Annotated in this window: 27 protein-coding genes and 1 pseudogene; 10 read left to right on the forward strand and 18 right to left on the reverse strand. The window is 63.1% G+C overall.

Annotation, left to right across the window (positions count from 1 at the left end):
- Nucleotides 1-3: 3 nt before the first annotated feature.
- Genes hutG through hutI form a run of 3 tightly spaced genes read right to left on the reverse strand, consistent with a single transcriptional unit; the run spans nucleotide 4 to nucleotide 3589 of the window.
- On the reverse strand, nucleotides 4-819 hold the full coding sequence (gene hutG / locus AC1RUK_RS14340; protein WP_481835099.1) for an N-formylglutamate deformylase: 816 nt from the start codon (nucleotides 817-819) through the stop codon (nucleotides 4-6).
- The gene (gene hutH / locus AC1RUK_RS14345) at nucleotides 816-2357 is read right to left on the reverse strand and encodes a histidine ammonia-lyase (protein WP_481835098.1); all 1542 of its coding nucleotides are present in this window, start codon (nucleotides 2355-2357) and stop codon (nucleotides 816-818) included. Before hutH ends, hutG begins: the two co-directional genes overlap by 4 nt.
- A complete protein-coding gene (hutI, locus tag AC1RUK_RS14350; RefSeq protein ID WP_481839502.1) occupies nucleotides 2354-3589 on the reverse strand; it encodes an imidazolonepropionase in 1236 nt (411 codons plus the stop codon). The genes hutH and hutI overlap by 4 nt, the downstream gene beginning before the upstream one ends.
- A gap of 96 nt (nucleotides 3590-3685) precedes the next feature.
- Between hutI and AC1RUK_RS14355 the strand changes: the two genes are divergently transcribed.
- Both AC1RUK_RS14355 and hutC read left to right on the forward strand, forming a co-directional pair.
- Complete coding sequence (locus tag AC1RUK_RS14355) at nucleotides 3686-5038, forward strand: formimidoylglutamate deiminase (protein WP_481835097.1); 1353 nt, start codon at nucleotides 3686-3688, stop codon at nucleotides 5036-5038.
- Nucleotides 5035-5775, forward strand: coding sequence for a histidine utilization transcriptional repressor HutC (hutC, locus tag AC1RUK_RS14360; protein ID WP_481835096.1), 741 nt, complete (start codon nucleotides 5035-5037; stop codon nucleotides 5773-5775). Before AC1RUK_RS14355 ends, hutC begins: the two co-directional genes overlap by 4 nt.
- A 49-nt stretch (nucleotides 5776-5824) precedes the next feature.
- Here hutC and AC1RUK_RS14365 read toward each other — a convergent pair whose 3' ends face one another.
- The gene (locus tag AC1RUK_RS14365; protein ID WP_192182714.1) at nucleotides 5825-6169 is read right to left on the reverse strand and encodes a RidA family protein; all 345 of its coding nucleotides are present in this window, start codon (nucleotides 6167-6169) and stop codon (nucleotides 5825-5827) included.
- Between the two features lie 235 nt (nucleotides 6170-6404).
- Here AC1RUK_RS14365 and aztA point away from each other — a divergent pair, with 235 nt between their 5' ends.
- The 4 genes from aztA to AC1RUK_RS14385 all read left to right on the forward strand — a co-directional run bounded on the left by aztA (nucleotide 6405) and on the right by AC1RUK_RS14385 (nucleotide 9508).
- Nucleotides 6405-7196, forward strand: a complete 792-nt coding sequence (aztA, locus tag AC1RUK_RS14370; protein ID WP_481835095.1) for a zinc ABC transporter ATP-binding protein AztA — start codon at nucleotides 6405-6407, stop codon at nucleotides 7194-7196.
- Nucleotides 7196-8071, forward strand: coding sequence for a zinc ABC transporter permease AztB (gene aztB, locus AC1RUK_RS14375; protein WP_481835094.1), 876 nt, complete (start codon nucleotides 7196-7198; stop codon nucleotides 8069-8071). The genes aztA and aztB overlap by 1 nt, the downstream gene beginning before the upstream one ends.
- A gap of 33 nt (nucleotides 8072-8104) precedes the next feature.
- A complete protein-coding gene (gene aztC, locus AC1RUK_RS14380; protein ID WP_481835093.1) occupies nucleotides 8105-9046 on the forward strand; it encodes a zinc ABC transporter substrate-binding protein AztC in 942 nt (313 codons plus the stop codon).
- A 123-nt stretch (nucleotides 9047-9169) separates the two neighbouring features.
- Nucleotides 9170-9508 carry a protein tyrosine phosphatase family protein gene (locus tag AC1RUK_RS14385; protein ID WP_481835092.1) on the forward strand — a complete coding sequence of 113 codons (339 nt, stop codon included), beginning with the start codon at nucleotides 9170-9172 and terminating at the stop codon, nucleotides 9506-9508.
- On the opposite strand, the gene AC1RUK_RS14390 is transcribed toward AC1RUK_RS14385, so the two are convergent.
- A complete protein-coding gene (locus tag AC1RUK_RS14390; RefSeq protein WP_006205881.1) occupies nucleotides 9505-9972 on the reverse strand; it encodes an Lrp/AsnC family transcriptional regulator in 468 nt (155 codons plus the stop codon). The genes AC1RUK_RS14385 and AC1RUK_RS14390 overlap by 4 nt on opposite strands.
- A 138-nt stretch (nucleotides 9973-10110) precedes the next feature.
- Here AC1RUK_RS14390 and hppD point away from each other — a divergent pair, with 138 nt between their 5' ends.
- Nucleotides 10111-11226 carry a 4-hydroxyphenylpyruvate dioxygenase gene (gene hppD / locus AC1RUK_RS14395; RefSeq protein ID WP_481835091.1) on the forward strand — a complete coding sequence of 372 codons (1116 nt, stop codon included), beginning with the start codon at nucleotides 10111-10113 and terminating at the stop codon, nucleotides 11224-11226.
- 21 nt (nucleotides 11227-11247) lie between these two features.
- Here hppD and AC1RUK_RS14400 read toward each other — a convergent pair whose 3' ends face one another.
- The 6 genes from AC1RUK_RS14400 to hmgA are packed head-to-tail and all read right to left on the reverse strand — an operon-like array spanning nucleotide 11248 to nucleotide 15628.
- Nucleotides 11248-11574, reverse strand: coding sequence for a BrnA antitoxin family protein (locus tag AC1RUK_RS14400; RefSeq protein WP_481835090.1), 327 nt, complete (start codon nucleotides 11572-11574; stop codon nucleotides 11248-11250).
- Nucleotides 11561-12109, reverse strand: a complete 549-nt coding sequence (locus AC1RUK_RS14405) for a DinB family protein (protein ID WP_481835089.1) — start codon at nucleotides 12107-12109, stop codon at nucleotides 11561-11563. The genes AC1RUK_RS14400 and AC1RUK_RS14405 overlap by 14 nt, the downstream gene beginning before the upstream one ends.
- Nucleotides 12106-12402: a hypothetical protein gene (locus AC1RUK_RS14410; protein WP_481835088.1), complete on the reverse strand. Its 297-nt coding sequence runs from the start codon at nucleotides 12400-12402 to the stop codon at nucleotides 12106-12108. The genes AC1RUK_RS14405 and AC1RUK_RS14410 overlap by 4 nt, the downstream gene beginning before the upstream one ends.
- 4 nt (nucleotides 12403-12406) lie before the next feature.
- Nucleotides 12407-13420 carry a fumarylacetoacetate hydrolase family protein gene (locus AC1RUK_RS14415; RefSeq protein ID WP_481835087.1) on the reverse strand — a complete coding sequence of 338 codons (1014 nt, stop codon included), beginning with the start codon at nucleotides 13418-13420 and terminating at the stop codon, nucleotides 12407-12409.
- A complete protein-coding gene (locus AC1RUK_RS14420; protein WP_481835086.1) occupies nucleotides 13417-14304 on the reverse strand; it encodes an MBL fold metallo-hydrolase in 888 nt (295 codons plus the stop codon). The genes AC1RUK_RS14415 and AC1RUK_RS14420 overlap by 4 nt, the downstream gene beginning before the upstream one ends.
- 10 nt (nucleotides 14305-14314) lie before the next feature.
- Nucleotides 14315-15628: a homogentisate 1,2-dioxygenase gene (gene hmgA, locus AC1RUK_RS14425; protein WP_436174452.1), complete on the reverse strand. Its 1314-nt coding sequence runs from the start codon at nucleotides 15626-15628 to the stop codon at nucleotides 14315-14317.
- 93 nt (nucleotides 15629-15721) lie between these two features.
- On the opposite strand from hmgA, the gene AC1RUK_RS14430 reads away from it, so the two are divergent.
- A complete protein-coding gene (locus tag AC1RUK_RS14430) occupies nucleotides 15722-16165 on the forward strand; it encodes a MarR family winged helix-turn-helix transcriptional regulator (RefSeq protein WP_481835085.1) in 444 nt (147 codons plus the stop codon).
- A gap of 31 nt (nucleotides 16166-16196) precedes the next feature.
- Here AC1RUK_RS14430 and AC1RUK_RS14435 read toward each other — a convergent pair whose 3' ends face one another.
- Genes AC1RUK_RS14435 through AC1RUK_RS14445 form a run of 3 tightly spaced genes read right to left on the reverse strand, consistent with a single transcriptional unit; the run spans nucleotide 16197 to nucleotide 19118 of the window.
- Complete coding sequence (locus AC1RUK_RS14435; RefSeq protein WP_481835084.1) at nucleotides 16197-16820, reverse strand: DUF4304 domain-containing protein; 624 nt, start codon at nucleotides 16818-16820, stop codon at nucleotides 16197-16199.
- 31 nt (nucleotides 16821-16851) lie between these two features.
- The gene (gene tdh / locus AC1RUK_RS14440; protein ID WP_481835083.1) at nucleotides 16852-17886 is read right to left on the reverse strand and encodes an L-threonine 3-dehydrogenase; all 1035 of its coding nucleotides are present in this window, start codon (nucleotides 17884-17886) and stop codon (nucleotides 16852-16854) included.
- Between the two features lie 44 nt (nucleotides 17887-17930).
- Nucleotides 17931-19118, reverse strand: coding sequence for a glycine C-acetyltransferase (locus tag AC1RUK_RS14445; RefSeq protein WP_481835082.1), 1188 nt, complete (start codon nucleotides 19116-19118; stop codon nucleotides 17931-17933).
- A gap of 300 nt (nucleotides 19119-19418) precedes the next feature.
- Between AC1RUK_RS14445 and AC1RUK_RS14450 the strand changes: the two genes are divergently transcribed.
- Nucleotides 19419-21488, forward strand: coding sequence for a putative bifunctional diguanylate cyclase/phosphodiesterase (locus tag AC1RUK_RS14450; protein WP_481835081.1), 2070 nt, complete (start codon nucleotides 19419-19421; stop codon nucleotides 21486-21488).
- Between the two features lie 145 nt (nucleotides 21489-21633).
- Here the strand turns inward: AC1RUK_RS14450 and AC1RUK_RS14455 are convergent, their stop codons facing one another.
- Together AC1RUK_RS14455 and AC1RUK_RS14460 are read right to left on the reverse strand one after the other, a co-directional pair.
- On the reverse strand, nucleotides 21634-22071 hold the full coding sequence (locus AC1RUK_RS14455) for a MarR family winged helix-turn-helix transcriptional regulator (RefSeq protein ID WP_481835080.1): 438 nt from the start codon (nucleotides 22069-22071) through the stop codon (nucleotides 21634-21636).
- 142 nt (nucleotides 22072-22213) lie between these two features.
- Nucleotides 22214-22699 (reverse strand): annotated as a pseudogene (locus AC1RUK_RS14460) (oxidoreductase); the annotation flags it as partial.
- A 58-nt stretch (nucleotides 22700-22757) separates the two neighbouring features.
- Between AC1RUK_RS14460 and queF the strand changes: the two are divergent.
- A complete protein-coding gene (gene queF / locus AC1RUK_RS14465) occupies nucleotides 22758-23219 on the forward strand; it encodes a preQ(1) synthase (protein ID WP_436174445.1) in 462 nt (153 codons plus the stop codon).
- Nucleotides 23220-23373: 154 nt separating this feature from the next.
- Here the strand turns inward: queF and AC1RUK_RS14470 are convergent, their stop codons facing one another.
- On the reverse strand, nucleotides 23374-23940 hold the full coding sequence (locus tag AC1RUK_RS14470) for a YqhG/Tai3 family protein (RefSeq protein WP_481835079.1): 567 nt from the start codon (nucleotides 23938-23940) through the stop codon (nucleotides 23374-23376).
- 4 nt (nucleotides 23941-23944) lie between these two features.
- Nucleotides 23945-24424: a DUF3828 domain-containing protein gene (locus AC1RUK_RS14475; RefSeq protein WP_481835078.1), complete on the reverse strand. Its 480-nt coding sequence runs from the start codon at nucleotides 24422-24424 to the stop codon at nucleotides 23945-23947.
- Nucleotides 24425-24580: the final 156 nt, after the last annotated feature.

A 24580-nucleotide genomic window follows, 5' to 3' on the forward strand; every position in this document is an offset into this window, starting at 1 on the left:
GCGTCAGCGCCCGGCCCAGTCAATCGCGGTTTCGAGGATCTTTTTCAGCGTGGCGCGGATCGGCGCTGCAAACTCGGCGTCGTAAGGCACCGGCCAATTGTCCGGCGTGCCTTTGCCCTCGGGCTCGCGCATATAGCCACGGTTGGAGAGTTCCATCTGCAGCGCATGCACGTTGTTTTGCGGCTGGCCGAAGGTGCGCGTGATCCAGCCGCCCTTGAAGCGGCCGTTGACGACGGAGGTTTGGCCGGTCTCGGCCATGATCTGGCCAACCATCGCCTGCAACGCAGGATCGGCGCTCTTGCCATCGTTGGTGCCGAGATTGAAGACCGGCAGCGTGCCTTCGAACAGGCGCGGTAGCACCGAGCGGATCGAGTGGCAGTCGTAGACGACGATCTTGCCGTGCAGGCCGCGCAGCCGGTCGATCTCGGCCTGCAAGGCGGCATGATACGGCACGAAGTATTTTTCGCGGCGCTCATCGATCTCCGACGGTCCCGGCTCCTCGCCCTCGCGGTAGAGCGGATCGCCATCGAAAGTCTCGGTCGGGCAGAGACCGGTCGTTGCCTGGCCGGGATAAAGCGATGCGCCTGACGGATCGCGGTTGACGTCGATGACGGTGCGCGAGATCGCCGTATGGACGATCGTCGCGCCGAGACCGGCCGCAAAATCATAGAGATTGTCGATCCACCAGTCGCAGTCGCGGCGGCCGAGCCAGGGCGAAACCAAACGGTTCTCAAGGCCGGCGAGATCGATGCCGGTGTGTGGGATTGAGACCAGCAGCGGTGACGTGCCGCGCGTGACGGTGAGCCAGTTGGCCATCATGCCGCTCCCGAAATCGCCGGCAGCGCCACCGCGCCCGCCGCCTTCACCGCAGCGCCGCTGCGCACCATGGCGATGGCCTTTTCCATGTCGGGGTGGAAATGCCGGTCGTTGTCGAGATGCGGCACCTCGGCCCGAACCAGCTTGCGGACAGCTTCGAGCGCAGCGCTCGACGGCAGCGGGGCGTGGAAGTCGCAGCCTTGCGCGGCGGCCAGCAATTCTATGCCGATGACAGCCGTCGCGTTCTCGATCATGCCGATCAGCCGGCGCGCGCCGTGTGCTGCCATCGAAACATGATCTTCCTGGTTGGCCGAGGTCGGGATGGAATCGACGCTGGCCGGGTAAGCCTTCTGCTTGTTCTCGGAAACGAGGGCCGCCGCAGTCACCTGCGGGATCATGAAGCCGGAATTCAGGCCGGGCTTCGGGGTGAGGAAGGCCGGCATGCCCGACAGCGCCGGGTCGACCAGCATGGCGATGCGGCGCTCCGACAGCGAGCCGATCTCGCAGACGGCGAGCGCTATCATGTCGGCGGCGAAAGCCACCGGCTCGGCGTGGAAATTGCCGCCGGAAAGCGCGGTATCGTCCTCGGCGAAGATCAGCGGATTGTCGGTGACGCCATTGGCTTCGGTGCCCAGCGTATCGGCGGCCTGACGCAGCACGGCGAGAGCGGCGCCCATCACTTGCGGCTGGCAGCGCAGGCAGTACGGGTCCTGCACGCGCTCGTCACCGACGCGGTGCGATTCACGGATGGCGCTGCCGGCCATCAGATTGCGCAGCGCGTCGGCCGTCTCGATCTGGCCACGATGCTTTCGAAGCAAATGGATGCGCGGGTCGAAGGGCGCGTCGGAGCCCTTGGCGGCATCGGTCGACAGTGCACCGGCGACCAGCGCCGATTGGTAGAGCACTTCGGCCTCGAACAGGGCGGCCAGCGCATAGGCGGTCGAGAACTGCGTGCCGTTGAGCAGTGCCAGCCCTTCCTTGGCGCCGAGCGTGACCGGCTCCAGCCCGTGCGAGACGAAGGCGACCTTGGCCGGGAAACGGCCATGCGGGGTAAAACATTCGCCGACGCCGATCATCACCGCGGTCATGTGCGACAGCGGCGCCAGATCGCCGGAGGCGCCGACCGAACCTTGCGCCGGCACCACCGGAATAACGTCGTTGGCGAGCATGGCTTCCAGCAATTCGATGGTCTGCGGCCGCACGCCTGAAGCGCCCTGCGCCAGGCTGGCGAGCTTCAGCGCCATCATCAGCCTGGTGACAGCAACCGGCATCGGCTCGCCGACACCGGCGGCATGCGACAGCACGATGTTGCGCTGGAGCGTTTCGAGGTCGGCGGCGGGGATGCGGACGCTCGCCAATTTGCCGAAGCCGGTGTTGATGCCATAGACCGGCTCGCCCTTGGCAACGATGCGGGCCACGGCCTCGGCGCTGGCCTTGATCTTTGGCCGGCAGGCATCGTCCAGCTTGGGCACGGCGCCGCGATAGATGGCGCGCCAGTCGGCCAGCGTCGCATTGCCGGGCTGCAGAATGAGTTCGGTCATTGTCCTCTCCAGATGCGGGCATGCAGCGGGTTGAAGCCCATGCGGTAGACGAGTTCGGCCGGGCGCTCGATGTCCCAGATGGCAAGATCGGCGGATTTGCCGGCCTCCAAAGTGCCGGTCTTGTCCTGCAGCCCCAGCGCGCGGGCGGCCTCGCGGGTAACGCCGGCAAGGCATTCCTCGACGGTGAGGCCGAACAAGGTTGCGGCCATGTTCATGGTCAGCAGCAGCGAGGTCAGCGGCGAGGTGCCGGGATTGCAGTCGGAGGCGACGGCCATCTTCACGCCATGCTGCCGAAACAGGGCAATCGGCGGCTTCTTGGTTTCGCGGATGAAATAATAGGCGCCGGGCAGGATCGTCGCCACGGTGCCGGCCCTGGCCATTGCCGCCGCGCCGGCCTCATCGGTGTATTCGAGATGGTCGGCCGACAGCGCGCCATAGCGGGCGGCAAGCTCGGCGCCATGCAGGTTGGAAAGCTGGTCGGCGTGGAGTTTTACGGGCAAGCCGAGCGCCCTGGCCGCGTCGAAGACACGTGCCATCTGCTCGGGCGAAAAGGCGATGCCTTCGCAAAAGCCGTCGACCGCATCAGCCAGGCCTTCGGCCGCGACGGCAGGCAGGATTTCCTTGGCGACCAGATCGACGAAAGCGTTCTTGTCGCCCTTTGCCTCTGGCGGCAGCGCGTGGGCGGCGAGGCAGGTGGTGCGGACTGTCACCGGGTGTTTGTTGCCCAGTTGCCGAGCCGCCCGCAGTGACTTCTTCTCATTATCGAGGTCGAGGCCATAGCCCGACTTGATTTCTATCGTTGTGACGCCTTCCGCAATCAGCGCATCGAGGCGCGGCAGCGTCTGGGCGACCAGTTCATCCTCGGTGGCGGCACGCAAGGATTTGACCGAGGAGACGATGCCGCCGCCGGCTTTTGCCACCTCTTCATAGGTGGCGCCGGCCAGCCGCATTTCGAACTCGTTGGCGCGGTTGCCGGCATAGACAAGATGCGTATGGCAGTCGATCAGGCCGGGCGTGATCCAGCGGCCCTCGCAGTCGATGGCCTCGGCGCCCTGAGCAAAGCCCGACGGCATCTCAGCTTCCGGGCCGGCATAGACGATCAGACCATCGCGCACGGCGATCGCGCCCTTTTCGACGATGCCCAGCCCGGCTGTGTTTTCGGCCATGGTCGCCAGGCGCGCATTGCGCCAAAGGTGAAGGCCCCCTGCCCGGCTTTTCATTTGTGCCGCCATCATCTTTTCCATTTCAAAGGATGGCGATTATGTATATACATATTGAAACGCACTGCAAGTGGTATCGTGAATGGAAAGCGGGATTCGGAGAAAAACGTGACGGCGATCTTTGCGGAACAGGCGCTGCTGAGCGACGGCTGGCACGGCAATGTCAGGATATCACTGGCTGACGGCCGCATCGTGACAGTCGACCCAGGTGCATCGCCGCAAGCCGGCGACGAACGCCATGCCATTGTGGTTCCCGGCCTGCCGAATCTGCACAGCCATGCCTTCCAGCGCGGCATGGCGGGCCTTGCCGAATTGCGCGGCCCTTCCGCCGACAGTTTCTGGAGCTGGCGCGAGGTGATGTACCGGTTCGCGCTGTCGATGACGCCCGACCAGGTCGAAGCAGTCGCAGCGCAACTCTATGTCGAGATGCTGGAGGCCGGTTTTTCACGCGTCGGCGAGTTCCACTATTTGCATCACGACCGCGACGGAAAACCCTATGCCAATCTCGCCGAGATGGCGGTGCGCATCGCTGCCTCTGCCGCCGATACTGGCATCGGCCTGACGCTGCTACCGGTCTTTTATGCCCATTCGTCTTTCGGCGGCGCTGCGCCCAATGAAGGCCAGCGGCGATTCATCAATGATGTGGACAGGTTCGCGCTGCTGCTTGAGAAAAGCCGGGAGTGTGTTCGCGCTCTAAATCAAGCCGTCGTCGGCGTCGCCCCTCACAGTCTGCGCGCGGCGACACCGGATGAGCTCTCGGCGGTTGCCGCCATGGCGCCTAATGGGCCCGTCCACATCCACGTCGCCGAGCAGGTGAAGGAGGTCGAGGACTGCCTCGCTTGGACCGGCGCACGCCCGGTCGAATGGCTGCTCGCCAATGCCGGGGTGGACCGGCGCTGGTGCCTGATCCACGCCACCCATATGACTGAAACAGAGACAATCGGCATGGCCGAAAGCGGCGCCATCGCCGGTCTGTGTCCGATCACCGAGGCCAATCTCGGCGACGGCACCTTTGCCGCGCCGCTGTTCACGGAGCATGGCGGTCGTTTCGGAGTCGGTTCGGATTCCAACGTGCTGATCGGCCTGCCGGACGAACTCAGGCAGCTCGAATACTCGCAGCGCCTTGCGCATCGCGCCCGCAATGTGCTGGCGGTCGCCGGCGGCTCGACCGGACGCGCCTTGTTCGATGCGGCGCTCGACGGCGGCAGCGCCGCGCTCGGTGCCGGCCCGTCGCAGATTGCTGCCGGGACCGCTGCCGATTTCGTCTCGCTCGATGCAGATCATCCATCGCTGACCGGAAAGGCTGGCGACGCGATCCTGGACGCCTGGATCTTCGCCAATGGCACCAAGATCGACTGCGTCTGGGTGCATGGCGCAAAACTGGTTAGCGGCGGCAGGCATGCGAAGCGCGAGGCGATTGCCGCACGTTTCCGCAAAGTGATGACGGCGCTTTCGGCATGAGCCTGATCGAAACAGCGGCGGTCGAAGGCGGCGGCTCGCTGCATCAGCGCATCCTGTCCGACATCAGCGAAAAAATCCTGTCAGGTGCCTGGGCGCCCGGTCACCGCATCCCCTTCGAACACGAGCTGACGGCGCAATACAATTGCTCGCGCATGACGGTGAACAAGGCGCTGTCGCAGCTGGCCAAGGCCGGGCTGATCGAGCGCCGCCGCCGCTCGGGCAGCTTTGTACGCCGGCCGCAATCGCAGGCCGCGGTGCTGGAAATCCACGACATCCGGATCGAGGTCGAGGCGCTCGGCCTGCTTTATCGCTATGAAAGGCTGGCGCGGCTGAAGCGGCGCAGCAGCGCCGAGGACCGCGCGCTGCTGGAGCTAACCGGCGCAGGGCCGGTGCTGGTGCTGGAATGCCTGCATTTCGCCGGACAGCGGCCGTTCGCGCACGAACAGCGGCTGATCAATCTGACCGCCGTCACTGAAGCAGCCGACGAGGAATTTCTTGATATCGCGCCCGGCCCGTGGCTAATCGGCCGCGTGCCGTGGAGCGAGGCCGAACACCGCATCCGCGCCATCGCCGCCGACCAGCACATTGCTGATAGCCTCGACATCGAGCCCGGCGCGCCCTGCCTGGTGGTCGAGCGGCGGACATGGAGTGCCGAACATCCAGTCACCCATGTCCGCTTCATTTATGCGGCCGAGAGCCACACGCTGGTGGCGCGGTTCAGGCCATCGCAGGGGTAGCGCCACGCCCCTTCTCCCCTTCTTGTGGGAGAAGGTAAGCGCTGCGCTCTCAAATCGCAGCAGTGATAATCATCTCGACCAGATATTCCGGACCGGCGAGCTTGGCTTCGCCAGTGGCGCGGGCCGGCGTGTGGCCCTTCGGCACCCACTTGTCCCATTCCGCATTCATTTCGGCGAAAGTGCCCATGTCGTCCAGCCAGATGATCGCCTGCAGGATCTTGGTCTTGTCGGTGCCGGCCTTGGCCAGCAATTCGTCGACGGTCGCCAGAATGTCGCGGGTCTGCGAGGCAACGTTGCCGCCGGGCTCGCCGACCTGGCCGGCCAGGTAGACGGTGTTGCCGTGGATGACGATCTGGGTCATGCGCGGGCCTACATCGATGCGACGAATGCTCATGGGACGTTTCCTTCCTTTGTGGGTCGCGCCTCTTTAGAGTTGCGGCTTGCTTCGGGCAAGGCCGCCGGGGTGAATCCTTCTTGAGCCAAGGCGGCGGGCACGAGGCCAACCGAACACGGCAAGTTGAGCCGTCGGTCGCAAATTCCGCCCGATTGGCTTGTTGACTAATGTAATAACATCACATATCGACATGGCCGCCTGCAGCAGCGCGGATTTCCGCGCCACGGATCGCTTTATGACAAATGCCTGCCTGACCTTTCGCGACCTGACGCTCGGCTATGGCAGCCACCCGGCGATCCATCATCTCGACGGCACGATCCGCCGGGGATCGCTGACCGCGGTCGTCGGCGCCAATGGTTCGGGCAAGTCGACGCTGATGAAGGGCATTGTCGGGGTTCTCAAGCCGATGGCCGGCAGCGTGATCCGCGCGCCCGGCGTGCGCGCCGCCTATCTGCCGCAGCAATCGGAGCTCGACCGCTCCTTTCCGGCGCGGGTGGTCGACCTGGTTTCGCTGGGCCTCTGGCCCAAGCGCGGCATGCTTGGCCGCTATACAAAAGAAGACCGCGACTCCGTCAGCCAGGCGCTGATGGCTGTCGGGTTGGGCGGCTTCGAGAAGCGCCCGATCGATACGTTGTCGGGCGGTCAGTTGCAGCGCACGCTGTTTGCCCGGGTGCTGTTGCAGGATGCCGACCTCATCCTGCTCGACGAGCCGTTCAACGCCGTCGATGCCAAGACGGTCGGCGACCTCATCGCGCTGATCAAGCGCTGGCATGGCGAGGAACGCACCATCATGGTCGTCGTGCACGATCTCGAACTGGTGCGGCAGAATTTTCCGGAGACGCTGCTGCTTGCCCGCCAGCCCGTCGCCTGGGGCGAGACCAAGGAAACGCTGCGGCCGGAGAACCTTTTGCGGGCGCGCCGCTTCCATGAAGCCTGGGAAGAGAATGCGCCGTGGTGCGAGCCGGAAGGCCATGATCACGGGCATGACCATGACCACCAACATGGCGCCGGACCGAGGGCTGCCTGATGGACGCGCTCTACGGCCTCTTCATCGCGCCTTTCGCCGATTTCGGCTTCATGCAGCGGGCTCTGATCGGCTCGCTGATGCTGTCGCTCGGTGCCTGCCCGGTCGGCGTCTTCCTGATGCTGCGGCGCATGAGCCTGTCAGGCGACGCCATGGCGCACGCCATCCTGCCGGGCGCGGCCGCCGGCTTCCTGTTCTATGGGCTGGAAATCCTGCCGATGACCATTGGCGGGCTGATCGCCGGCATCATCGTGGCGCTCGGTGCCGGCGCCGTCTCGCGCTTCACCATCCAGCGCGAGGACGCCTCGATGGCGGCCTTCTATCTGATTTCGCTGGCCATCGGCGTGCTGATGGTGTCGATCCGCGGCTCCAGCGTCGATCTCATGCATGTGCTGTTCGGTACCGTGCTGGCGCTCAACAACGAGGCGCTGGCGCTGATCGGCGGCATTGTCGCAGTGACGTTGGTCAGTCTCGCCATCTTCTGGCGGGCGCTGGTCGCGGAATGCCTCGACCCGCTGTTCCTGCGTTCGGTCAGCCGTCTCGGCAGCCCGGTGCATTTCATCTTCCTCGGCCTCGTCGTGCTCAACCTCGTCGGCGGCTTCCAGGCGCTCGGCACGCTGCTCTCGGTCGGGCTGATGATGCTGCCGGCCGCTGCTGCCCGCTTCTGGAGCGTGCGCGTCGAGCCTATGTGCATGCTGGCGGTGCTGATCGGCTTTGCCTCCTGCATTGCCGGGCTGCTTTTGTCCTATCATGCGTCGCTGCCTTCGGGGCCTGCCATCATCCTGTCGGCGGGCGTCGTCTATTTCGCCTCGATCCTGTTCGGTACCCGCGGCGTGCTGCGCGCCCGCATCGTGCATCACCGCCACCGAACCGCCTGATCCCCATCCCCGCCCCCTAAGGAGACCTTCCCAATGCTGAAATCGTTCCGTGCCGTTCTGACGATGAGCGTTATAACATTAAGCGCCTTTGGAGCCTCCCCGGCCTTCGCGGCGCCGCTGAAAGTGGTCGCCAGCTTCACGGTCATTGCCGATTTCGCGAAAAATGTCGGCGGCGACCGGGTCAACATCACCACCATCGTCGGGCCCGATGGCGACGCGCATGTCTACGAGCCGAGCCCGGCCGATGCGGTAGCGATGGCCGGCGCCGATGTGGTGCTGGTCAACGGCCTGCATTTCGAAGGTTTCCTGCAGCGCCTGGTCGACGCCAGCGCCACCAAGGCGACGATCACGGTGCTGACCAAGGGTGTGACGTCGATCGATTTCAAGCCTGAGTTCGCCGATGCCGACGCTGCCGAAGGCGCCGGCGCGGGTGGCGGCAAGACGGTCACCGACCCGCATGCCTTCCAGTCGATCGCCAACGCAAAAATCTATGTGAAGAACATCGCCGATGCCTTCTGCGCCGCCGATTCCGCGGGCTGCGTCAGCTACCAGAGCAATGCCGCCGCCTACACCAAGAAGCTCGATGCGGTCGAAGGCGAAGTGAAAGCGGCGATCCAGTCGATCCCCGAGGAAAAGCGGGTCGTCATCACCTCGCATGATGCCTTCGGCTATTTCGAACACGAATACGGCCTGACCTTCCTGGCGCCGCAGGGCGTGTCGACCGATTCTGAGCCTTCGGCCGCCGACGTCGCCAAACTGGTCCAACAGGTCAAGCAGGACAAGGCGGCGGCGATCTTCGTCGAGAACATCACCAATCCGCGCCTGATCGAGCAGATCGCCAGCGAGACCGGCATCAAGGTGGGCGGCACGCTCTACTCGGACGCGCTGTCGCAGCCCGACGGCCCGGCCTCGACCTATATCGACATGATGCACAACAATATCGCCCAGATCAAAGGCGCGATCCTCGGCAGTTGAGCGAGGCCGGTTGGATTCCTCGCCGGAAATGTCTATCTGCGCAGGGAGATTTCTTCCCTGCGCGGATTGTCGGTCCGACCGGGGAGTGGCAAGACTGCCGCCAAATCGGATTGCGAGGACACCATGGAATACCGCCAGATCAGCGAAGACTATTCGGTCGCGGGGCAGATCCAGCCCGACGATATCGTCGCCATCAAGGAAGCCGGCTTCAAGAGCGTCATCTGCAACCGGCCCGATGATGAGCAGCCCGGCCAACCTTCGGCCGACAGCGTCAAGGCAGCGGTCGAAGCGGCGGGGCTCACCTTCCGCTTCATCCCGGTTATCAGCGGCCAGATCACCATGGAGAATGTCGAGGACCAGGCCAAAGCGCTCGACGAACTTGAAGGCCCCGTCTTCGCCTATTGCCGCTCCGGCGCGCGCTGCACCAACCTTTATGGACTGATCCAGCAGCAGAAGGGTTAAATCGGCAGCGCACCGGTTTCCTTCAGTGTTTCGAGCACGATCGCCGTCTTCACGTGCTGCACGGATTCGTGCGGCAACAGCACGTCGTTGACGAATTCCGACAGCGACTTCAGGTCCGGCGTCACGACTTTCAAGATGTAGTCCATCTCGCCGGTCAGCGCGTGCGCCTCCTGCACTTCCGGCAGCCGCGCCAGCAATTCGCCGAAGCGCCTGGCATTGTCGCGGTTGTGGGTGGCCAAGGTCACCGAGATGACGTTGACCAGTGAAAAGCCCAGCCGATCGCGATCGAGCACGGCGCGGTAGCCCTTGATATAGCCGTCCTCCTCCAGTCGCTGACGGCGGCGCGAGCATTGCGACGGCGATAGATTCACCCGGTCCGACAAATCGCTGTTGGTCAGCCGCGCATCAGCCTGCAACAGCGCCAGTATCTTGCGATCAAATTGATCAATGCGCACATCATCCACGGTCGCATCTCCTCCTGTGCACGCTTTGCGCATCAGATCAGCATTTCAAGCGTTTGAATGCAAGCTCTGTGCGGTTGGTTGGCGCTATAATGGGCAAGGATGGCCAAGAGCGGCCAGAACAGCTTTTGGAGAATTGCCATGGGCCCCTTCCCGCACGACGCACCGCCCGCCAAGATCAGCAAGACCAATCCCGCCGGCACCGACGGGTTCGAGTTCGTCGAATTCGCGCATCCGGAGCCGGAGAAGCTCGCCGAGCTTTTCACCCGCATGGGCTATGTCGCGGTGGCCAAGCACCGCACCAAGGCGATCACCGTCTGGCGCCAAGGCGACATCAACTATGTCGTCAACGCCGAGCCCGGCTCGCATGCGATGAAGTTCGTCGACAAGCACGGACCATGCGCGGCCTCGATGGCGTGGCGGGTGGTCGATGCCAAGCACGCTTTCGACCATGCCGTGGCCAAGGGCGCCACGCCTTACGAAGGCAAGGACAAGGCGCTGGACGTGCCGGCCATCGTCGGCATCGGCGGATCGCTGCTTTATTTCATCGACAGCTACGGCAAGAAGGGTTCGGCCTATGACGCCGAGTTCGAATGGCTGGGCGCGCGCGACCCGCGGCCGCAAGGCGTCGGCTTCTATTATCTCGATCACCTCACCCACAATGTCTATCGCGGCCAGATGGACAAGTGGTGGGATTTCTACCGCGAACTGTTCGGCTTCAAGCAGATCCATTTCTTCGACATTGACGGTAAGATCACCGGCTTGGTCAGTCGGGCGATTACCTCGCCCTGCGGCAAGATCCGCATCCCACTCAACGAGTCCAAGGACGAGACCAGCCAGATCGCCGAGTATCTGAAGAAGTACAATGGCGAAGGCATCCAGCACATCGCGGTCGGCACAGACGAGATCTACGGCGCCACCGACAGGCTGGCGGCCAACGGGCTGAAATTCATGCCGGGACCACCGGAAACCTATTACGACATGTCCTATGACCGCGTGAACGGCCATGACGAGCCGATCGAGCGGATGAAGAAGCACGGCATCCTGATCGACGGCGAAGGCGTGGTCGATGGCGGCACGACCAAGATCCTGCTGCAGATCTTTTCGAAAACCGTGATCGGGCCGATCTTCTTCGAGTTCATCCAGAGGAAGGGCGACGAAGGCTTTGGCGAGGGCAATTTCCGCGCGCTGTTCGAGTCGATCGAGCAGGACCAGATCAAGCGCGGCGTCATCAAGGTGGATGGCAAGGCGGCGTAAGGCAGCCGCACGGCACGACGTTTATTTGGCGAGGCCAGCGGCCTTACGCAGAATGTCGTTGATCCGGCTCTGCCAGCCGTGGCCGCCGGCGCGAAAGCGGGCGACTACGTCACTGTCGAGCCGCAGCGTCACCTGCTTCTTCGGATTGTCGAGTGCCGGCCGGCCGCGCGAGCGGCGAATGCTTTCGGCAAGATCCGGAAACACTTCGGCGAAGGGACGGGCGTTTCTGAAATCCTGCTCGGTCCATTCGGGGTTGTCCGAAACGGCATCCCAATCTTCTTTGGTAAAGCCTTTGCCTGGCTGAAACTCCCTGTCAGGCTTCGTAGCGTTCAGCTTAGGTTTTGCCATCGATGCCAAGCCGCTCAACCTCCGCCCGCCTGAGCTTCAGATCATAGTCGAGCAGGAATTCGTCGAGTTGTGGCGGCGCGACCGAGGTGCCCGAAAGCATGGCGTGCACCTGGCCGCGGTGATGGATGTCGTGCAGGAAGACGTGGGCGAGGATGTCGCCGATCTTCTCCGGGATCATACCGTCCTCGCGCCGGTCGGTGATGACACGGCGATCGAGATCGGCCTCTGACAGGGCGTCGCAGAAAGCGATGAGCCTTCGGTCGGCCGCGACCTGGGCGGCAAACAGCGCCCGCGCCTCTTCGAACGGCACGTAATCGTCATAGGCCGCGGCGCCAATCCCGCCCTCCTCCAGGAAATCGAGATAGAGATAGTCGACCGCCAGTATGTGGTTGAGCGTCGCCTTGATCGATGGGAAGAAGCTGGTGCGTTCGGCTTCGAAGTCACCCGGCCCAAGCTGCAGCACGGCCCGATAAAGCCGGTCGTTCGACCAGAGATTGTTGCTGGCCATGCGGTGGAGATGATCGAGCAGGGTCACGAATTTATCCGCCTGACCAGACCGATGGCCGCCCACATGACCACGAATCCAGCGAGAACGATCAGCAGCAGCCGGTTCATGCGCCGCCGCATGGCTTGGGTTTCCGCGTCGCGCGCGACGTTCGTGTTGGTGACGGTGTGGAACATCATCGCGTTGCGCGGAAAGCCGCTGCGGTTGGTGAGGTCAGGCGAGCGCGCCTCGATGCGATAGCTCAGCCGGATCGCTTGGATGAAGATCGCCAGCATCACTAGCGCCCAGACGCCGCACAGAAGATAGAATGCCCCGCCCGCCACTCCCTTACCTCTCATATTTCTCGAGCTTCTGCTCGATGGCGCCGAAGATCGAACTTCCCGCCTTGTTCTTCATCTCGATGCGCACCGTGTCGCCGAAGCGCAGGAACGGCGTTTTGGGTTCGCCAGCTTCGATGGTCTCGATCATGCGCAGTTCGGCGATGCAGGAATAGCCGGCGCCACCTGCTGAGACAGGCTTGCCCGGCCCGCCGCCCTGCTTGTTTGACACGGTGCCGGAGCCGATGATGGTGCCGGCGACCAGCGGTCTGGTCCTGGCGGCATGGACGATCAGCGACGGAAAATCGAAGGTCATGTCGATGCCGGCGTTCGCCCGGCCGAACGGCTTGCCGTTGAGATCGGCGAGCAGCGGCAGACTGACCTTGCCGCCATCCCAGGCATCGCCCAATTCGTCCGGCGTCACCGCCACGGGCGAAAAGGCCGATGACGGTTTCGACTGGAAGAAGCCAAAACCCTTGGCGAGTTCAGGCCCCGTGAGGCCACGCAGCGTCACGTCGTTGACCAGCATGACCAGCCGGATTGCGGCTTTTGCCTCGTCGAGGCCGGCACCCATCGGCACGTCATCGACGATGACGGCGACCTCCGCCTCCATGTCGATGCCGAATTCCTCATCCGCCATGCGGATCGGATCGCGCGGGGGAACGAAGCTGTCGGAGCCACCCTGGTAGATCAGCGGATCGGTCCAGAAACTTGCCGGCATCTCGACGCCACGCGCTTTCCGCACCAGTTCGACATGGTTCACATAGGCCGAACCGTCGGCCCATTGATAGGCGCGCGGCAGCGGCGAATGGGCGTCATGCTCGTGGAAACGCGCCGATGGCACCGCATTGTTCTCCAGCGATTCCGCCATGGCGGCAAGATGCGGCGCGATGCGGCTCCAGTCGTCGAGCGCGGCCTGCAGCGTCCGCACCAGAAACGAGGCATCGGTAAAGCGCGTCAGGTCACGCGAGACGACGACAAGTTTCCCGTCGCGCGTCCCGTCCTTCAATGTGGCAAGCTTCATGCGGTTTCCTCTCCTACTGCGGCTTCGGCGCAGCTTAAGCCCACAACAAGGCCGTCGCGGGCAATCGTCAAGTCGCCAGACCAAGTTTTCCTGACGGCGGCGATCCAATCGGCTTCGCCGATCTCCGGATCGTCGGCCGGAATGAGGTGGTTGAGCACAAGTCTTTTCACACCGGCGTCGGTGGCGATGCGCCCTGCTTCCTCGGCAAACGAATGACTTGCGAGCAGGTGTTCCCTCAGCCGCGCGCCGTTGCCGGTCCTCGCGACAAGGCGCTCGACCCCTTGCTCCAGCATGGCTTCATGGACCAGGATGTCGGCTCCCCTGGCGAAACCGGCCAGCGGCGGGAAGAACGCCGTGTCGGCGGAGAAGACGACGCTTCCGCCGCCATGCTCGAAGCGCAACGCAAAACAGTCGGTCACCGGCGGATGGTCGACACGCAGCGCCGTGACCTTCAGTCCGTAGTCCTCGATAACCTTGCCCTCGCCGAACTCGACGACCGAAACCAGCTCGCGGATATCCGGCCGGCCTTCGTCGGCGATACGGATCTCGATATCGAATTCCATCGCCTGGCAGAAGCGCCGCCAGTAATGGCCGGTGCCGGGTGGTCCGAAGACGCTGACCGGGCTCGCCAGACCGGCTGTCCAGGCGGTGTGGACGAGCGGCCCGAGTTCCAGAACATGGTCGGAATGCAGATGCGTGATGAAGATCAGGTCGAGCGCCTTCAGGCTGACTCCTGCATCAACATGCGCCCGCGTCACGCCCAGCCCGCAGTCGACGACAATGGTGCGGCCGCCGAGCTCCAGCAGCGACGAACTCGGCCATGGTCCGCCCGGCCGCAGCGCCGGTCCGCCCTTCGAACCGAGAAGCACCAGCCGGTCGCTCATCGGACGAGCCTCAAGACCAGTCGCCCTCCGGCGTGCCATTGAAACGTTTCTTCAGATCGGCCCAGCAGTCGATGTAATTGTCCTGCCGGGTTTCCAGTTCGGCGCCGTAGCGGGTCAGCATCTGCGGGAATCGGGTCTCGAACATGAAGGCCATGGTGCTGTCGAGCTTGACCGGTTTCAGTTCGGTACGCGAGGCCTTTTCGAAGCCAGGGGCGTCAGGGCCGTGGGCCAGCATCAGATTGTGCAGGCTGATGCCGCCAGGGACAAAGCCTTCCTCCTTGGCGTCGTACTGGCCGTGGATCAGGCCCATGAACTCGCTCATGATGTTACGGTGGTACCAGGGCGGCCGGAACGTGTCCTCCGCCACCAGCCAGCGCGGCGGGAAGATGACGAAGTCGATGTTGGCGGTGCCCTCCTCACCGCTCGGCGCCGTCAGTACAGTGAAGATCGACGGGTCGGGGTGGTCGAACAGGATGGCGCCGACAGGCGAAAACGTCGCAAGATCATATTTATAGGGCGCGTAATTGCCGTGCCACGCCACCACGTCGAGCGGCGAGTGGCCGATCTCGGTGACATGGAAGTTTCCGCACCATTTGACGATCAGCCGGCACGGCGTCTCCTTCTCCTCGAACCAGGCGCAGGGCGTCTTGAAATCGCGTGGATTGGCCAGGCAATTGGCGCCGATCGGGCCGCGGTCGGGCATCGTCAGCTTGGCGCCGTAATTCTCGCAGACATAGCCGCGGACTTCCTTGTCGACCAGCTCGACCTTGAACACCAGACCGCGCGGCAGAACGGCGATTTCGCCCGGCCGGAGCTCGATGACGCCCATTTCGGTGACGAAGCGCAGCGCACCCACCTGCGGCACAATCAGCAATTCGCCATCGGCGTTGAAGAAATGGTCATCGACCATCGATTGGTTGGCGACATAGACGTGTGCAGCCATGCCGGTCTGGCCCAGCACGTCGCCGGCCGTGGTCATGCTGCGCATGCCCTGAATGAAATCGGTCGGCTCCTTCGGCATCGGCACCGGGTTCCAGCGATACTGGCCGAGCGCCAGTTCATGGTCGCCGACATTGGGGGCGGTCTTCCAGAGCGGATAGCTGGCCGGTTTGAAGCGCCCGGTGTGCCTGACGCTCGGCCGGATGCGATAGAGCCACGATCGCTCGTTGGTGCCGCGCGGCGCGGTGAAGGGCGAGCCCGAAAGCTGTTCGGCATAGAGACCGTAAGCCGGCCGCTGCGGAGAATTGCGTCCCTGCGGCAGCGAGCCGGGCAGTGTCTCGGTTTCAAAATCGTTGCCGAAGCCCGGCATGTAGGAAAAGGCCATCGCTTCCTCCCGGATTGACCAAATTGGTTTCATTTGTAACCATTGAAAATGTAACTATCAATGCCGCGCAGGCGCTGCCTCGGATTGTGAACCATGGAACAGGAAATACTCGAGCTCGAAAGCTTCCTGCCCTACCGGCTCTACCGTCTTGCCAATGCGGTCAGCCACGAATTCTCGAAAATCTACAAGGACCGCCACGGCCTGACCCGGCCCGAATGGCGCACGCTGGCCGGGCTCGGGCAGCGCGGCACGATGACCGCGACGGCGCTCGGCGAACAATCGGCCATGCACAAGACCAAGGTGTCGCGCGCCGTCGCCGAACTCGAACGGCGGCGCTGGCTGACGCGGAAGGCTGATGAGGGTGACCGTCGAGTCGAGCATCTGACCCTGACAAAGGCCGGGCTTGCTGCTTATCGCGAAATGGTGCCGCTGGCCAAGGCGTTCGAACGTGATTTGCTGGCGAGGTTGAGTGCGGACGAGCGCGCTGCGATTGTCACGGGCGTGGCAGCGTTGGAGTCAAAACTCACCTTGGGTTGAAATCCTCCCACAGGCTCGATCGTCGCAGAAATCAGATGGCTATGGCGGCAGGCAACGCTCCTAAACCGTAGTACGCGCGTTCGGCTTCAATGAAGCCTCTGACACGGCTTCGAAATGCTACCGGATCATCGATGTAGGCCAGGAGCGCCTGCGCTTGCGAAGCCGCGTGTCTTTGAACGCTTTTAAACAGCCGCCTTGCCGTTTCAAAATTACCAGCCAAACCAGCCGCCACCCCGGCATGAAAGGCGGCCCACTCGCCGTAGGCGCCCGGCTGCAATTCATTCACGAGGATTGTCGCTGTCGCCTGCACGGAAGGGAACATCGATCGGTGAACCTGATCGATTTCGATTGCCTTCTTGGCCATTTGATCAACCGCGAGCAGAAACTGTTCGGGGTTCTGGAACGGAACGAACCCTCCAATGCGCTCAGCACGATCGAAGGTAACTGTTTCCGGGAGCGAACCCCAAAGCCAGTGAACTGCTACGTTCAGGTAAGTGCCTTTCGACCAAGAGCTAGGTTGGAACTCGACTACACTTAGCCAGAAACCGCGATCGGCGATCCAGACTCGGGACTGCCCTTTGCGCCGAAATCCGGCGGGCTGCAATACGATCCTTGCCTGCGAGGCAATGATACGTCCGTGCTCGTTATCGGCCATCTTGAACCCACATGAACGTGCGGCGCTCCGCCTACCAATCCATCACCACCTTGCCGGAACTGCCGCTGCGCATCGCATCAAAACCCGTCTGGAAATCGTCGATGCCGATGCGGTGGGTGATCAGGCCGGAGACGTCGAGCGGGCCTTGCACCAGGGCGATCATCTTGTACCAGGTCTCGAACATCTCGCGGCCGTAGATGCCTTTGAGATGGAGCATCTTGAAGATGACCTTGTTCCAGTCGATCTCGAAGCCGGTCGGCGCGATGCCCAGAATGGCGATCTTGCCGCCATTGTTCATGGTGTCGATCATGTCGCGGAAGGCGGGAGCCGCGCCCGACATTTCGAGGCCGATGTCAAAGCCCTCGGTCATGCCGAGCGCCGGCATGACGTCGCGCAGCTTTTCCTTGGACGCATCGACGACATACTGGACACCGAGTTCTTTCGCCAGCGCCAGCCGCACCGGGTTGATGTCGGTGATGACGACTTTCCTGGCACCGACGCATTGTGCGACAAGCGCGCCCATGATGCCGATCGGCCCGGCGCCGGTGACCAGCACATCCTCGCCGACCAGGTCGAAGGACAGTGCGGTGTGGACGGCATTGCCTAGTGGATCGAAGATAGCGGCGATCTCGTCCGGCACGTCATCCGGGATCGGCACGACATTGTGCTGCGGGATCGCCAGATACTCGCCGAAGGCGCCGGGGCGATTGACGCCGACGCCGAGCGTGTTGCGGCAGAGATGCCCCCTGCCCGCCCGGCAATTGCGGCAATGGCCGCAGACGATGTGGCCTTCGCCCGACACGCGCTGGCCCACCCTGTACTCGGTGACCGCCGCACCGAAATCGGCGACGGTGCCGACGAATTCATGGCCGGTCACCATCGGCACCGGCACGGTCTTTTGCGCCCACTGGTCCCAATTGTAGATGTGGACGTCGGTGCCGCAGATCGCCGTCTTCCTGACCTTGATCAGCACGTCGTTGGGGCCGATCTCCGGCACCGGCACCTCTTCCATCCAGATGCCTGGTTCGGCCTTGGCCTTCACCAGCGCCTTCATCATGTTCGACATTCTTTGTCCCTCGAAACCCTTGATCCGGAATCGCTTTCGGCGGCTCAGGAGATGACACCCAGCTCCTTGCCGACGGCGCCGAAGGCTTCCACCGCGCGGTCGATGTCGGCGCTGGAATGGGCGGCCGATATCTGCGTGCGGATGCGCGCCTGGCCCTTCGGCACCACCGGGAACGAAAAGCCGATGACATAGATGCCGCGCTTCAGCATGCGTGCCGCCATCTCTTGCGCCAATGCTGCATCGCCCAGCATCACCGGAATGATCGGATGATCAGCGCCGGCCAGCGTGAAACCGAGCTTGCCCATCTCGGAGCGAAAGCGCGCGGCATTGTCGTAGAGGCGCCGGCGCAGCGCATCGCCGTGGCGGATCATGTCGAACACACGGATCGAGGCACCGGCGATCGCCGGCATCAGCGTGTTGGAGAATAGATAGGGCCGCGAGCGCTGGCGCAGCCAGTCGACCACTTGCCTCTTGCCCGAGGTATAGCCGCCGGAAGCGCCGCCCAGCGCCTTGCCGAGCGTGCCGGTGATGATGTCCACCCTGCCCTCGACGCCGCAATGTTCGGCCGAGCCGCGGCCGTTCTTGCCGACGAAACCGACCGCGTGGCTGTCGTCGACCATCACCATGGCGTCGTATTTGTCGGCGAGGTCACAAACGCCCTTCAGATTGGCTATGATGCCGTCCATGGAAAACACGCCGTCGGTGGCGATCAGCCGGAAACGGCAATCCTTCGCCTCCTTCAGTCGCGCCTCCAACTCGCCCATGTCGTTGTTGGCGTAGCGGAAGCGCTTTGCCTTGGACAGCCGCACGCCGTCGATGATCGAGGCGTGGTTGAGCGCATCGGAGATGATGGCATCCTCCTCGCCGAGCAGCGTCTCGAACAGGCCGCCATTGGCGTCGAAGCAGGAACCGTAGAGGATGGTGTCGTCCATGCCGAGGAAGGCGGAAATCGTGGCCTCCAGCTCCTTGTGCTCTTCCTGCGTGCCGCAGATGAAGCGCACCGAGGCCATGCCGTAGCCATAGCGGTCGAGCGCCTGCTTTGCCGCCTCGCGCAGTTCGGGACTGTCGGCGAGACCGAGATAGTTGTTGGCGCAGAAATTCAGCACCTTGTCGCCGCCGACCTCGATCTCGGCCGATTGCGTCGAGGCAATCACCCGCTCGGATTTGTAGAGGCCAGCCGATTTCAGGCCTTGAAGCTCGCTGTCGATGTGGGAAAGGAATGCCGCGCTCATGGTCAGGCCCTGTTGAGATCGATCGGGACTGTCGCCCCGCGCGGCTGAAAAATCCATCGCAAAAGCGACGGCTTCGGTGGCGCCGCGCAAGCGCGACGGCAATCCACTGTGACAATCAGGCGACGATGAACTCAAATGCAGGGCTGCCGCTAAAGAACATGATAACCATTTTGGCAGCTTTCTATCCCTGCCCTTTTGGTCAGCGTCATCGTTTCCGGACCTGTTAACCCTTTCAAGCCAATGGTCTTCTCGCCAGGTATTCACGGCAGGAATCCGTCGACCGGAGGGGGTCACCTAGAAATGTCGCAGCAGCCAGTGCATAGCGTGTCGCGCAAGCTGATACTGCTGATCAAGAGCGGCTATTGGCTGGCGCTGCTGATCATCGCCACCATGGTGATGGCCTCCTTCATCCTGCTGCAGCAGATGATGGCGGCCCAGCAGCACAACGACGCACTGCTGAACATCGTCAGCACGCAGAAGGCCCTGTCGCAGCGGATCGTCTTCCTTGCCGGCGCAACGGGCGCCGCCTCGCGCGACAAGCAGCCGGCCCTGGTCGCCGCACTCAAGCAGGCGACCGCCGAGTTCGAGACGAACTACGACCTCCTGCTTGACCAGACGGGCGCCGATCCGATGTCGCCGGCCCGCTTCGATCCGAAATCGATCGAGAATGTGCTGTTCGCCAAACCCTTCCACCTCGACTATTTCTCGGTCGGGCTGATCGCCAACGGCGAACGCCTGATCTCATCCTTCGAATCGAAGCTGGCAATCAGCGGCGAGGGCTACAAGGGCGGCGCCGAGCGCGTCAATCTCGACGCCTCCGTCGCCAATGCCACGCTGTCGGGCTATGCGGCCCTTGGCCAGCGCATCAGCGCCTATGCCAACGAGCGCTCGGGACAACTGCTCGATCTCCACCGCACCCTGTTTTTCGCCACCATCGGCGTCATCGTGCTGGTGGCGCTGTTCATCTTCCGGCCGATGTCGAACGCAATCCTGCGCAAGACGCGTGAGCTGGTCGACGCGCGCAACTCCATGGCCTTCATCGCCGTGCATGACGGGCTGACCGGCCTGCACAACCGCACTTTTCTCACCGACCATTTCGACACGCTGATCAAGGGCGCGCACCGCCGGCGCGAGCGGCTGGCCGTGATCCAGCTCGACCTCGACCGGTTCAAGCAGATCAACGACACGCTCGGCCACGCTGCTGGCGACTATGTGCTGGTGATCACCGCGCAGCGCATGCGCGATTCCTGCCGGGCATCGGATCTGTGCGCGCGCCTCGGCGGCGACGAGTTCGTGATGATCCTCAACGGCGCCGGCAGCACCGAGGACATCCATATGCTGGGCAGGCGCATCCTAGAGCAGATCAACGAGCCGATCATGTTCCAGGGCACGACCATCCTGCCGGGCGCCAGCGGCGGCATCGCCGTCTATCCCGTCGACGCCGACAATGCCGAGGACCTGCTTGTCCATGCGGATCTGGCGCTCTACTCCGCCAAGAAGCTCGGCGGCGGCAACTTCTCGTTCTTCTCCGAGGAGCTCAGGCGCGAACTCGACTACCGCAAGCAGCTCGAGCAAGATATCCGCACGGCGATTGCCGACAAGGCGTTCGAGGTCTATTTCCAGCCGCAGGTGTCGCTGACCAACGGCACGATCAGCGGCATCGAGGCGCTGGTGCGTTGGAAACACGCAGATCGAGGCATGATCTCGCCCGGCGAATTCATTCCGGTCGCGGAGAAATGTGGCTTCATGCCCGAGATCGGCCGTATCGTCATCAGCAAGGCAATCAACGAAGCGGCGGAATGGGACCGCGCCGGCATCGCCTTCGGGCGGCTTGCCGTCAACGTCTCCGGCACCGAGCTGCGCGAGCCGGACTTCGACAAGTTCCTGTTCGGCACGCTGGAGAAGGCCGGCCTGGCGCCGCAGAAACTGTCGCTGGAGATCGTCGAATCCGTCATCCTCGACGACGAGAAGACGGGCATCGCGGCGAAGCTCAGGCACATCCGCGCCGCCGGCGTCCATCTCGAGCTCGACGATTTCGGCACCGGCTATGCCTCGCTCAGCCACGTCAACCCGAACGAGATCGACCGGCTGAAGATCGACCGCCGCTTCGTCCAGAACATCAACGAGAACGGCGACAACTCCAAGATCGTGCGCGCCATCACCGAGCTGGCGCGTGGCCTCGGCATTTCGATCGTCGCCGAGGGTGCGGAGACCGAAGCCGAGCTCGACTCGCTGATGGCGATCGGCTGCGACCAGGTGCAGGGCTATTCCATCGCCTTCCCGATGCCGCAGGACAAGGCGCGCGAATGGCTGATGGCGCGCCGCCCGAAGAAGGCCCGGCTGAAGGTGCTGCAGGGCAGTCTTGCTTAGGACGCTGATGTTCCACGCTTGACAAGCCGACGTGGGCATGGCGGCCAAGGCGAAGCTGACGGCACTGATCACGGCACCGAAACTACGCCACTATGCTTTCGGCGCGATCGCCGGCTATGACGGCTGAGGCGGCAACCGGAGCGCGCTAGCCGGCTGCGTCAGCAACATTTGCCCTGAGAGCCGCCAACACCTCAGCAAACTCTGCCAGCCTGTCGTCCGGCAATCCCACTCTCAGTTGCTTGTCGAAGGCAAGTGCTGCTGTGCGCAATGTCTCGAACAGCGCTTCGCCGGCCGCGGTCAGCGCCACCTGGTGAACCCGGCGGTTCTCCGGATCGCGGCGGCGCGTCAGCAACCCTTGCGCTTCCATGGCGTTGAGATGGTGGGTCAGCGTCGCACCCTGGATGCCGATCATGCCGGCAAGCTCGCGCTGGTTGGCAAGTTCGCGCGACTTGACCGACAGTAGAGTGACCCAGACCGGCAGCGTGCCGCCGGCCTCGACAAGCGCTGCGTCAAAGGCCTGCGCCACAACCTTGGCGGTGCGGGCGAGGTTCATTCCGACGGGCGGGCGGTCAAAAGGCGTCATGATTCGACACTAGTGCATCAAACGGATAGGTGAAACTCGACTCATGCATTGACATCGAATCGTTCGATCTCTAACGTTTTGTCGACCGGCGGGGCAAAAAGAGGAAATGCGGTCATGCAATATATCTACATTGTCGTCCTCGGCCTTCACCCTGACAGCGCTGGGCGGCCGACGCATAGTCGGCGACGATGCGCTCGATGTCCCAGTCCTCGATGGTCTTGGGGAAGGCGCGATGCGCCGGCTCGCGTACCGGCGAAGCCGACAGCACCGGCAGCCAGTCGGCCTTGTTCCAGCCGGTGCGGCGGCCGAGATGGGTGATCTGGATCATCACCTTGCAATCATGCTGGTGGCAGGCATCCGCCAGCTCGGCGAGCCAGGGCACGATGCGGTCGTCATAGACATGCAAATTGCCGAAGGCGGCCGGGCTGTCGCGCGAGACGATCGCCGAACCGGCGGTCATGGTCAGCGCCATGCCTCCCTTGGCCTTTTCGGCATGGTAGAGCCGGTAGCGCTCTTTCGGCATGCCGTCCTCGGAATAGGCCGGCTCATGGCTGGTCGACATGACCCGGTTCTTCAGCGTCAGGTGCTTGAGCTGGTAGGGCTGGAGAAGCGGATCGTTGCTGGTCATCGTCTTCCTACTGATTCATTTTGTGCTAATGAGCGGCAAAATCCAACGAGGCAACCGCATGACCATCACCAAAGACCTTACCCAGCTCGGCGCGCACGTCGAGACGCCACAGAGCCCCGAAGCAGCGGTGCTGGAGACCGTGCCGTTTTCGCGCGGCGACGGCCCGCCGGCCATCGTGCGATTCGTCTGCCCGGAATTCACCTCGCTCTGTCCGGTCACCGGACAGCCGGATTTCGCCCATATCGTCATCGACTACGCACCCGATACGCTCCTGGTGGAATCGAAATCGCTGAAACTGTTCATGACCTCGTTTCGCAACCATGGCGCCTTCCATGAAGAATGCACCGTCATGATCGGCCGCCGCATTGTGGCCGCGACAAAGCCCCTGTGGTTGCGTATTGGCGGCTATTGGTATCCGCGTGGCGGCATTCCGATCGACGTGTTCTGGCAAACCGGCGCACCGCCAGAAGGCAGCTGGCTGCCCGACACGGGTGTCGCGCCCTATCGCGGGCGGGGATGAACCTGGATCAGTGCGAGGAAGCACGCCGCATCAATTCAAGGGCAAGGCGCCGGTAGCGGCCGGGATTGTTGGGGCGCCGCCATGGAGACCGGTCGTCCACCAGAATGGCGCGTCGCGGGGCGTTGACGCTGATGTTAGTGATCTTCATCGGTCCCTATTCGCACTGATACTGGCTGAGCGCCCATTCGCCGGTCACCGACAAAAGGTCCGAGATCTTCCAGCCGCCGTCGACCTTTTTCAGTTTCCATTCCAACCGATGCGCATTGCCTTCGACGACGAAGGCGACCACCACCTTGGCTTCGTCGCCTTTGACCGCCTCGATAGTCTTCAGGCTCTTGTCGATCGCCAGCTTGTCGTAATTCGCATTGTCGAGCGCCATGTTGGGATCGAGGCATTCGCCCTGCCCGGATTTGCGCAGTGCATCGCTCTTGTCGAGCACGGTCTTGGCCGGGTCGATGAAATTCTTGCGCTCGGCCGGATCGAGCTCCAGCCCGACATGCTCGTAGAAAGGCTTGACCACTGCCGTTGGCGAGCCCGGCAGCACGGGCGCCGATGCGGCCGGCGGATTTGCGGGCGATGTGTCAGCGGGCGCATTGGCAGAGTCGCCGGAAGAAGCGTTCGGCGGTGGTGCGCCGAACAGGTCCTGGGCGCAGGCGCCACCGTTCAACCCGGCAGCCAGCATCGAAATCATCGGGAATATCCGGACAAGGCGACGCAGCACGGCATCACTCCGCTGTCGAACCCGGCATGCATTCCAGCGCGCTGAGCGTCCAGCCGCTGGATTTGGAAGCGATGTCGGCTACCTTCCACTTGCCGTCGACCTTTTTCAGAGACCAGACCATTTCACGCTTGGACTCATCGCCTTCCGGGAAAAGGCTGAACGTCGCCGTCACCACGGCGCTGTCGCCATCCACCTGTTCCGACAGTTTGAGCGTCTTGGAGACGGTCTTTTCGTCATAGTCCTGTGCGTCGAGACCGGGAGCGAAGTCGATGCAAGGCACCTCGTCCGGCTTGTTCTTCTGCGCTTGGTCGTTGAGGTCAAACAGCCTGGTCACCGGCTCGGTGAAACGGTCGCGGTATTTGGCGTCGGCCTCGAATTTGACCTCGGGCATATAGAAGAACTTCACCGCATTGGATGCCGGCCCGGCCAGGGCCGCAGCGGGCGTGGCGATCGAAAGGACGGCAACGAGCACTGTCGGTCTCATGCAGAATCTCCGGATATCGGTAGCCCCAAGCTATCAATATCACGCATCCTGCGTACTGGCTTTCTTGCGGTCCATAAATCTTGCAGCGCCTCGTCCGACGGCACAGGTTACCGACCCGGCAGATCACTCTTTGTGGTTCCGTCAGGTCTTCGCCTG

The organism is Mesorhizobium monacense (genome assembly GCF_056781675.1).

Excerpts from the sequence above, each read along its gene's own strand:
- hppD (WP_481835091.1), top strand. The coding sequence starts at position 10,111 with ATGGGCCCCTTCCCGCACGACGCACCGCCCGCCAAGATCAGCAAGACC.
- aztB (WP_481835094.1), top strand. The coding sequence starts at position 7,196 with ATGGACGCGCTCTACGGCCTCTTCATCGCGCCTTTCGCCGATTTCGGC.
- hmgA (WP_436174452.1), bottom strand. The coding sequence starts at position 15,628 with ATGGCCTTTTCCTACATGCCGGGCTTCGGCAACGATTTTGAAACCGAG.
- hutC (WP_481835096.1), top strand. The coding sequence starts at position 5,035 with ATGAGCCTGATCGAAACAGCGGCGGTCGAAGGCGGCGGCTCGCTGCAT.
- AC1RUK_RS14365 (WP_192182714.1), bottom strand. The coding sequence starts at position 6,169 with ATGAGCATTCGTCGCATCGATGTAGGCCCGCGCATGACCCAGATCGTC.
- AC1RUK_RS14455 (WP_481835080.1), bottom strand. The coding sequence starts at position 22,071 with ATGACGCCTTTTGACCGCCCGCCCGTCGGAATGAACCTCGCCCGCACC.
- queF (WP_436174445.1), top strand. The coding sequence starts at position 22,758 with ATGACCATCACCAAAGACCTTACCCAGCTCGGCGCGCACGTCGAGACG.
- aztC (WP_481835093.1), top strand. The coding sequence starts at position 8,105 with ATGCTGAAATCGTTCCGTGCCGTTCTGACGATGAGCGTTATAACATTA.
- tdh (WP_481835083.1), bottom strand. The coding sequence starts at position 17,886 with ATGTCGAACATGATGAAGGCGCTGGTGAAGGCCAAGGCCGAACCAGGC.
- hutH (WP_481835098.1), bottom strand. The coding sequence starts at position 2,357 with ATGACCGAACTCATTCTGCAGCCCGGCAATGCGACGCTGGCCGACTGG.
- AC1RUK_RS14400 (WP_481835090.1), bottom strand. The coding sequence starts at position 11,574 with ATGGCAAAACCTAAGCTGAACGCTACGAAGCCTGACAGGGAGTTTCAG.
- aztA (WP_481835095.1), top strand. The coding sequence starts at position 6,405 with ATGACAAATGCCTGCCTGACCTTTCGCGACCTGACGCTCGGCTATGGC.
- AC1RUK_RS14445 (WP_481835082.1), bottom strand. The coding sequence starts at position 19,118 with ATGAGCGCGGCATTCCTTTCCCACATCGACAGCGAGCTTCAAGGCCTG.
- AC1RUK_RS14450 (WP_481835081.1), top strand. The coding sequence starts at position 19,419 with ATGTCGCAGCAGCCAGTGCATAGCGTGTCGCGCAAGCTGATACTGCTG.
- hutI (WP_481839502.1), bottom strand. The coding sequence starts at position 3,589 with ATGGCGGCACAAATGAAAAGCCGGGCAGGGGGCCTTCACCTTTGGCGC.
- AC1RUK_RS14430 (WP_481835085.1), top strand. The coding sequence starts at position 15,722 with ATGGAACAGGAAATACTCGAGCTCGAAAGCTTCCTGCCCTACCGGCTC.
- AC1RUK_RS14475 (WP_481835078.1), bottom strand. The coding sequence starts at position 24,424 with ATGAGACCGACAGTGCTCGTTGCCGTCCTTTCGATCGCCACGCCCGCT.
- AC1RUK_RS14420 (WP_481835086.1), bottom strand. The coding sequence starts at position 14,304 with ATGAGCGACCGGCTGGTGCTTCTCGGTTCGAAGGGCGGACCGGCGCTG.
- AC1RUK_RS14415 (WP_481835087.1), bottom strand. The coding sequence starts at position 13,420 with ATGAAGCTTGCCACATTGAAGGACGGGACGCGCGACGGGAAACTTGTC.
- hutG (WP_481835099.1), bottom strand. The coding sequence starts at position 819 with ATGATGGCCAACTGGCTCACCGTCACGCGCGGCACGTCACCGCTGCTG.
- AC1RUK_RS14435 (WP_481835084.1), bottom strand. The coding sequence starts at position 16,820 with ATGGCCGATAACGAGCACGGACGTATCATTGCCTCGCAGGCAAGGATC.
- AC1RUK_RS14385 (WP_481835092.1), top strand. The coding sequence starts at position 9,170 with ATGGAATACCGCCAGATCAGCGAAGACTATTCGGTCGCGGGGCAGATC.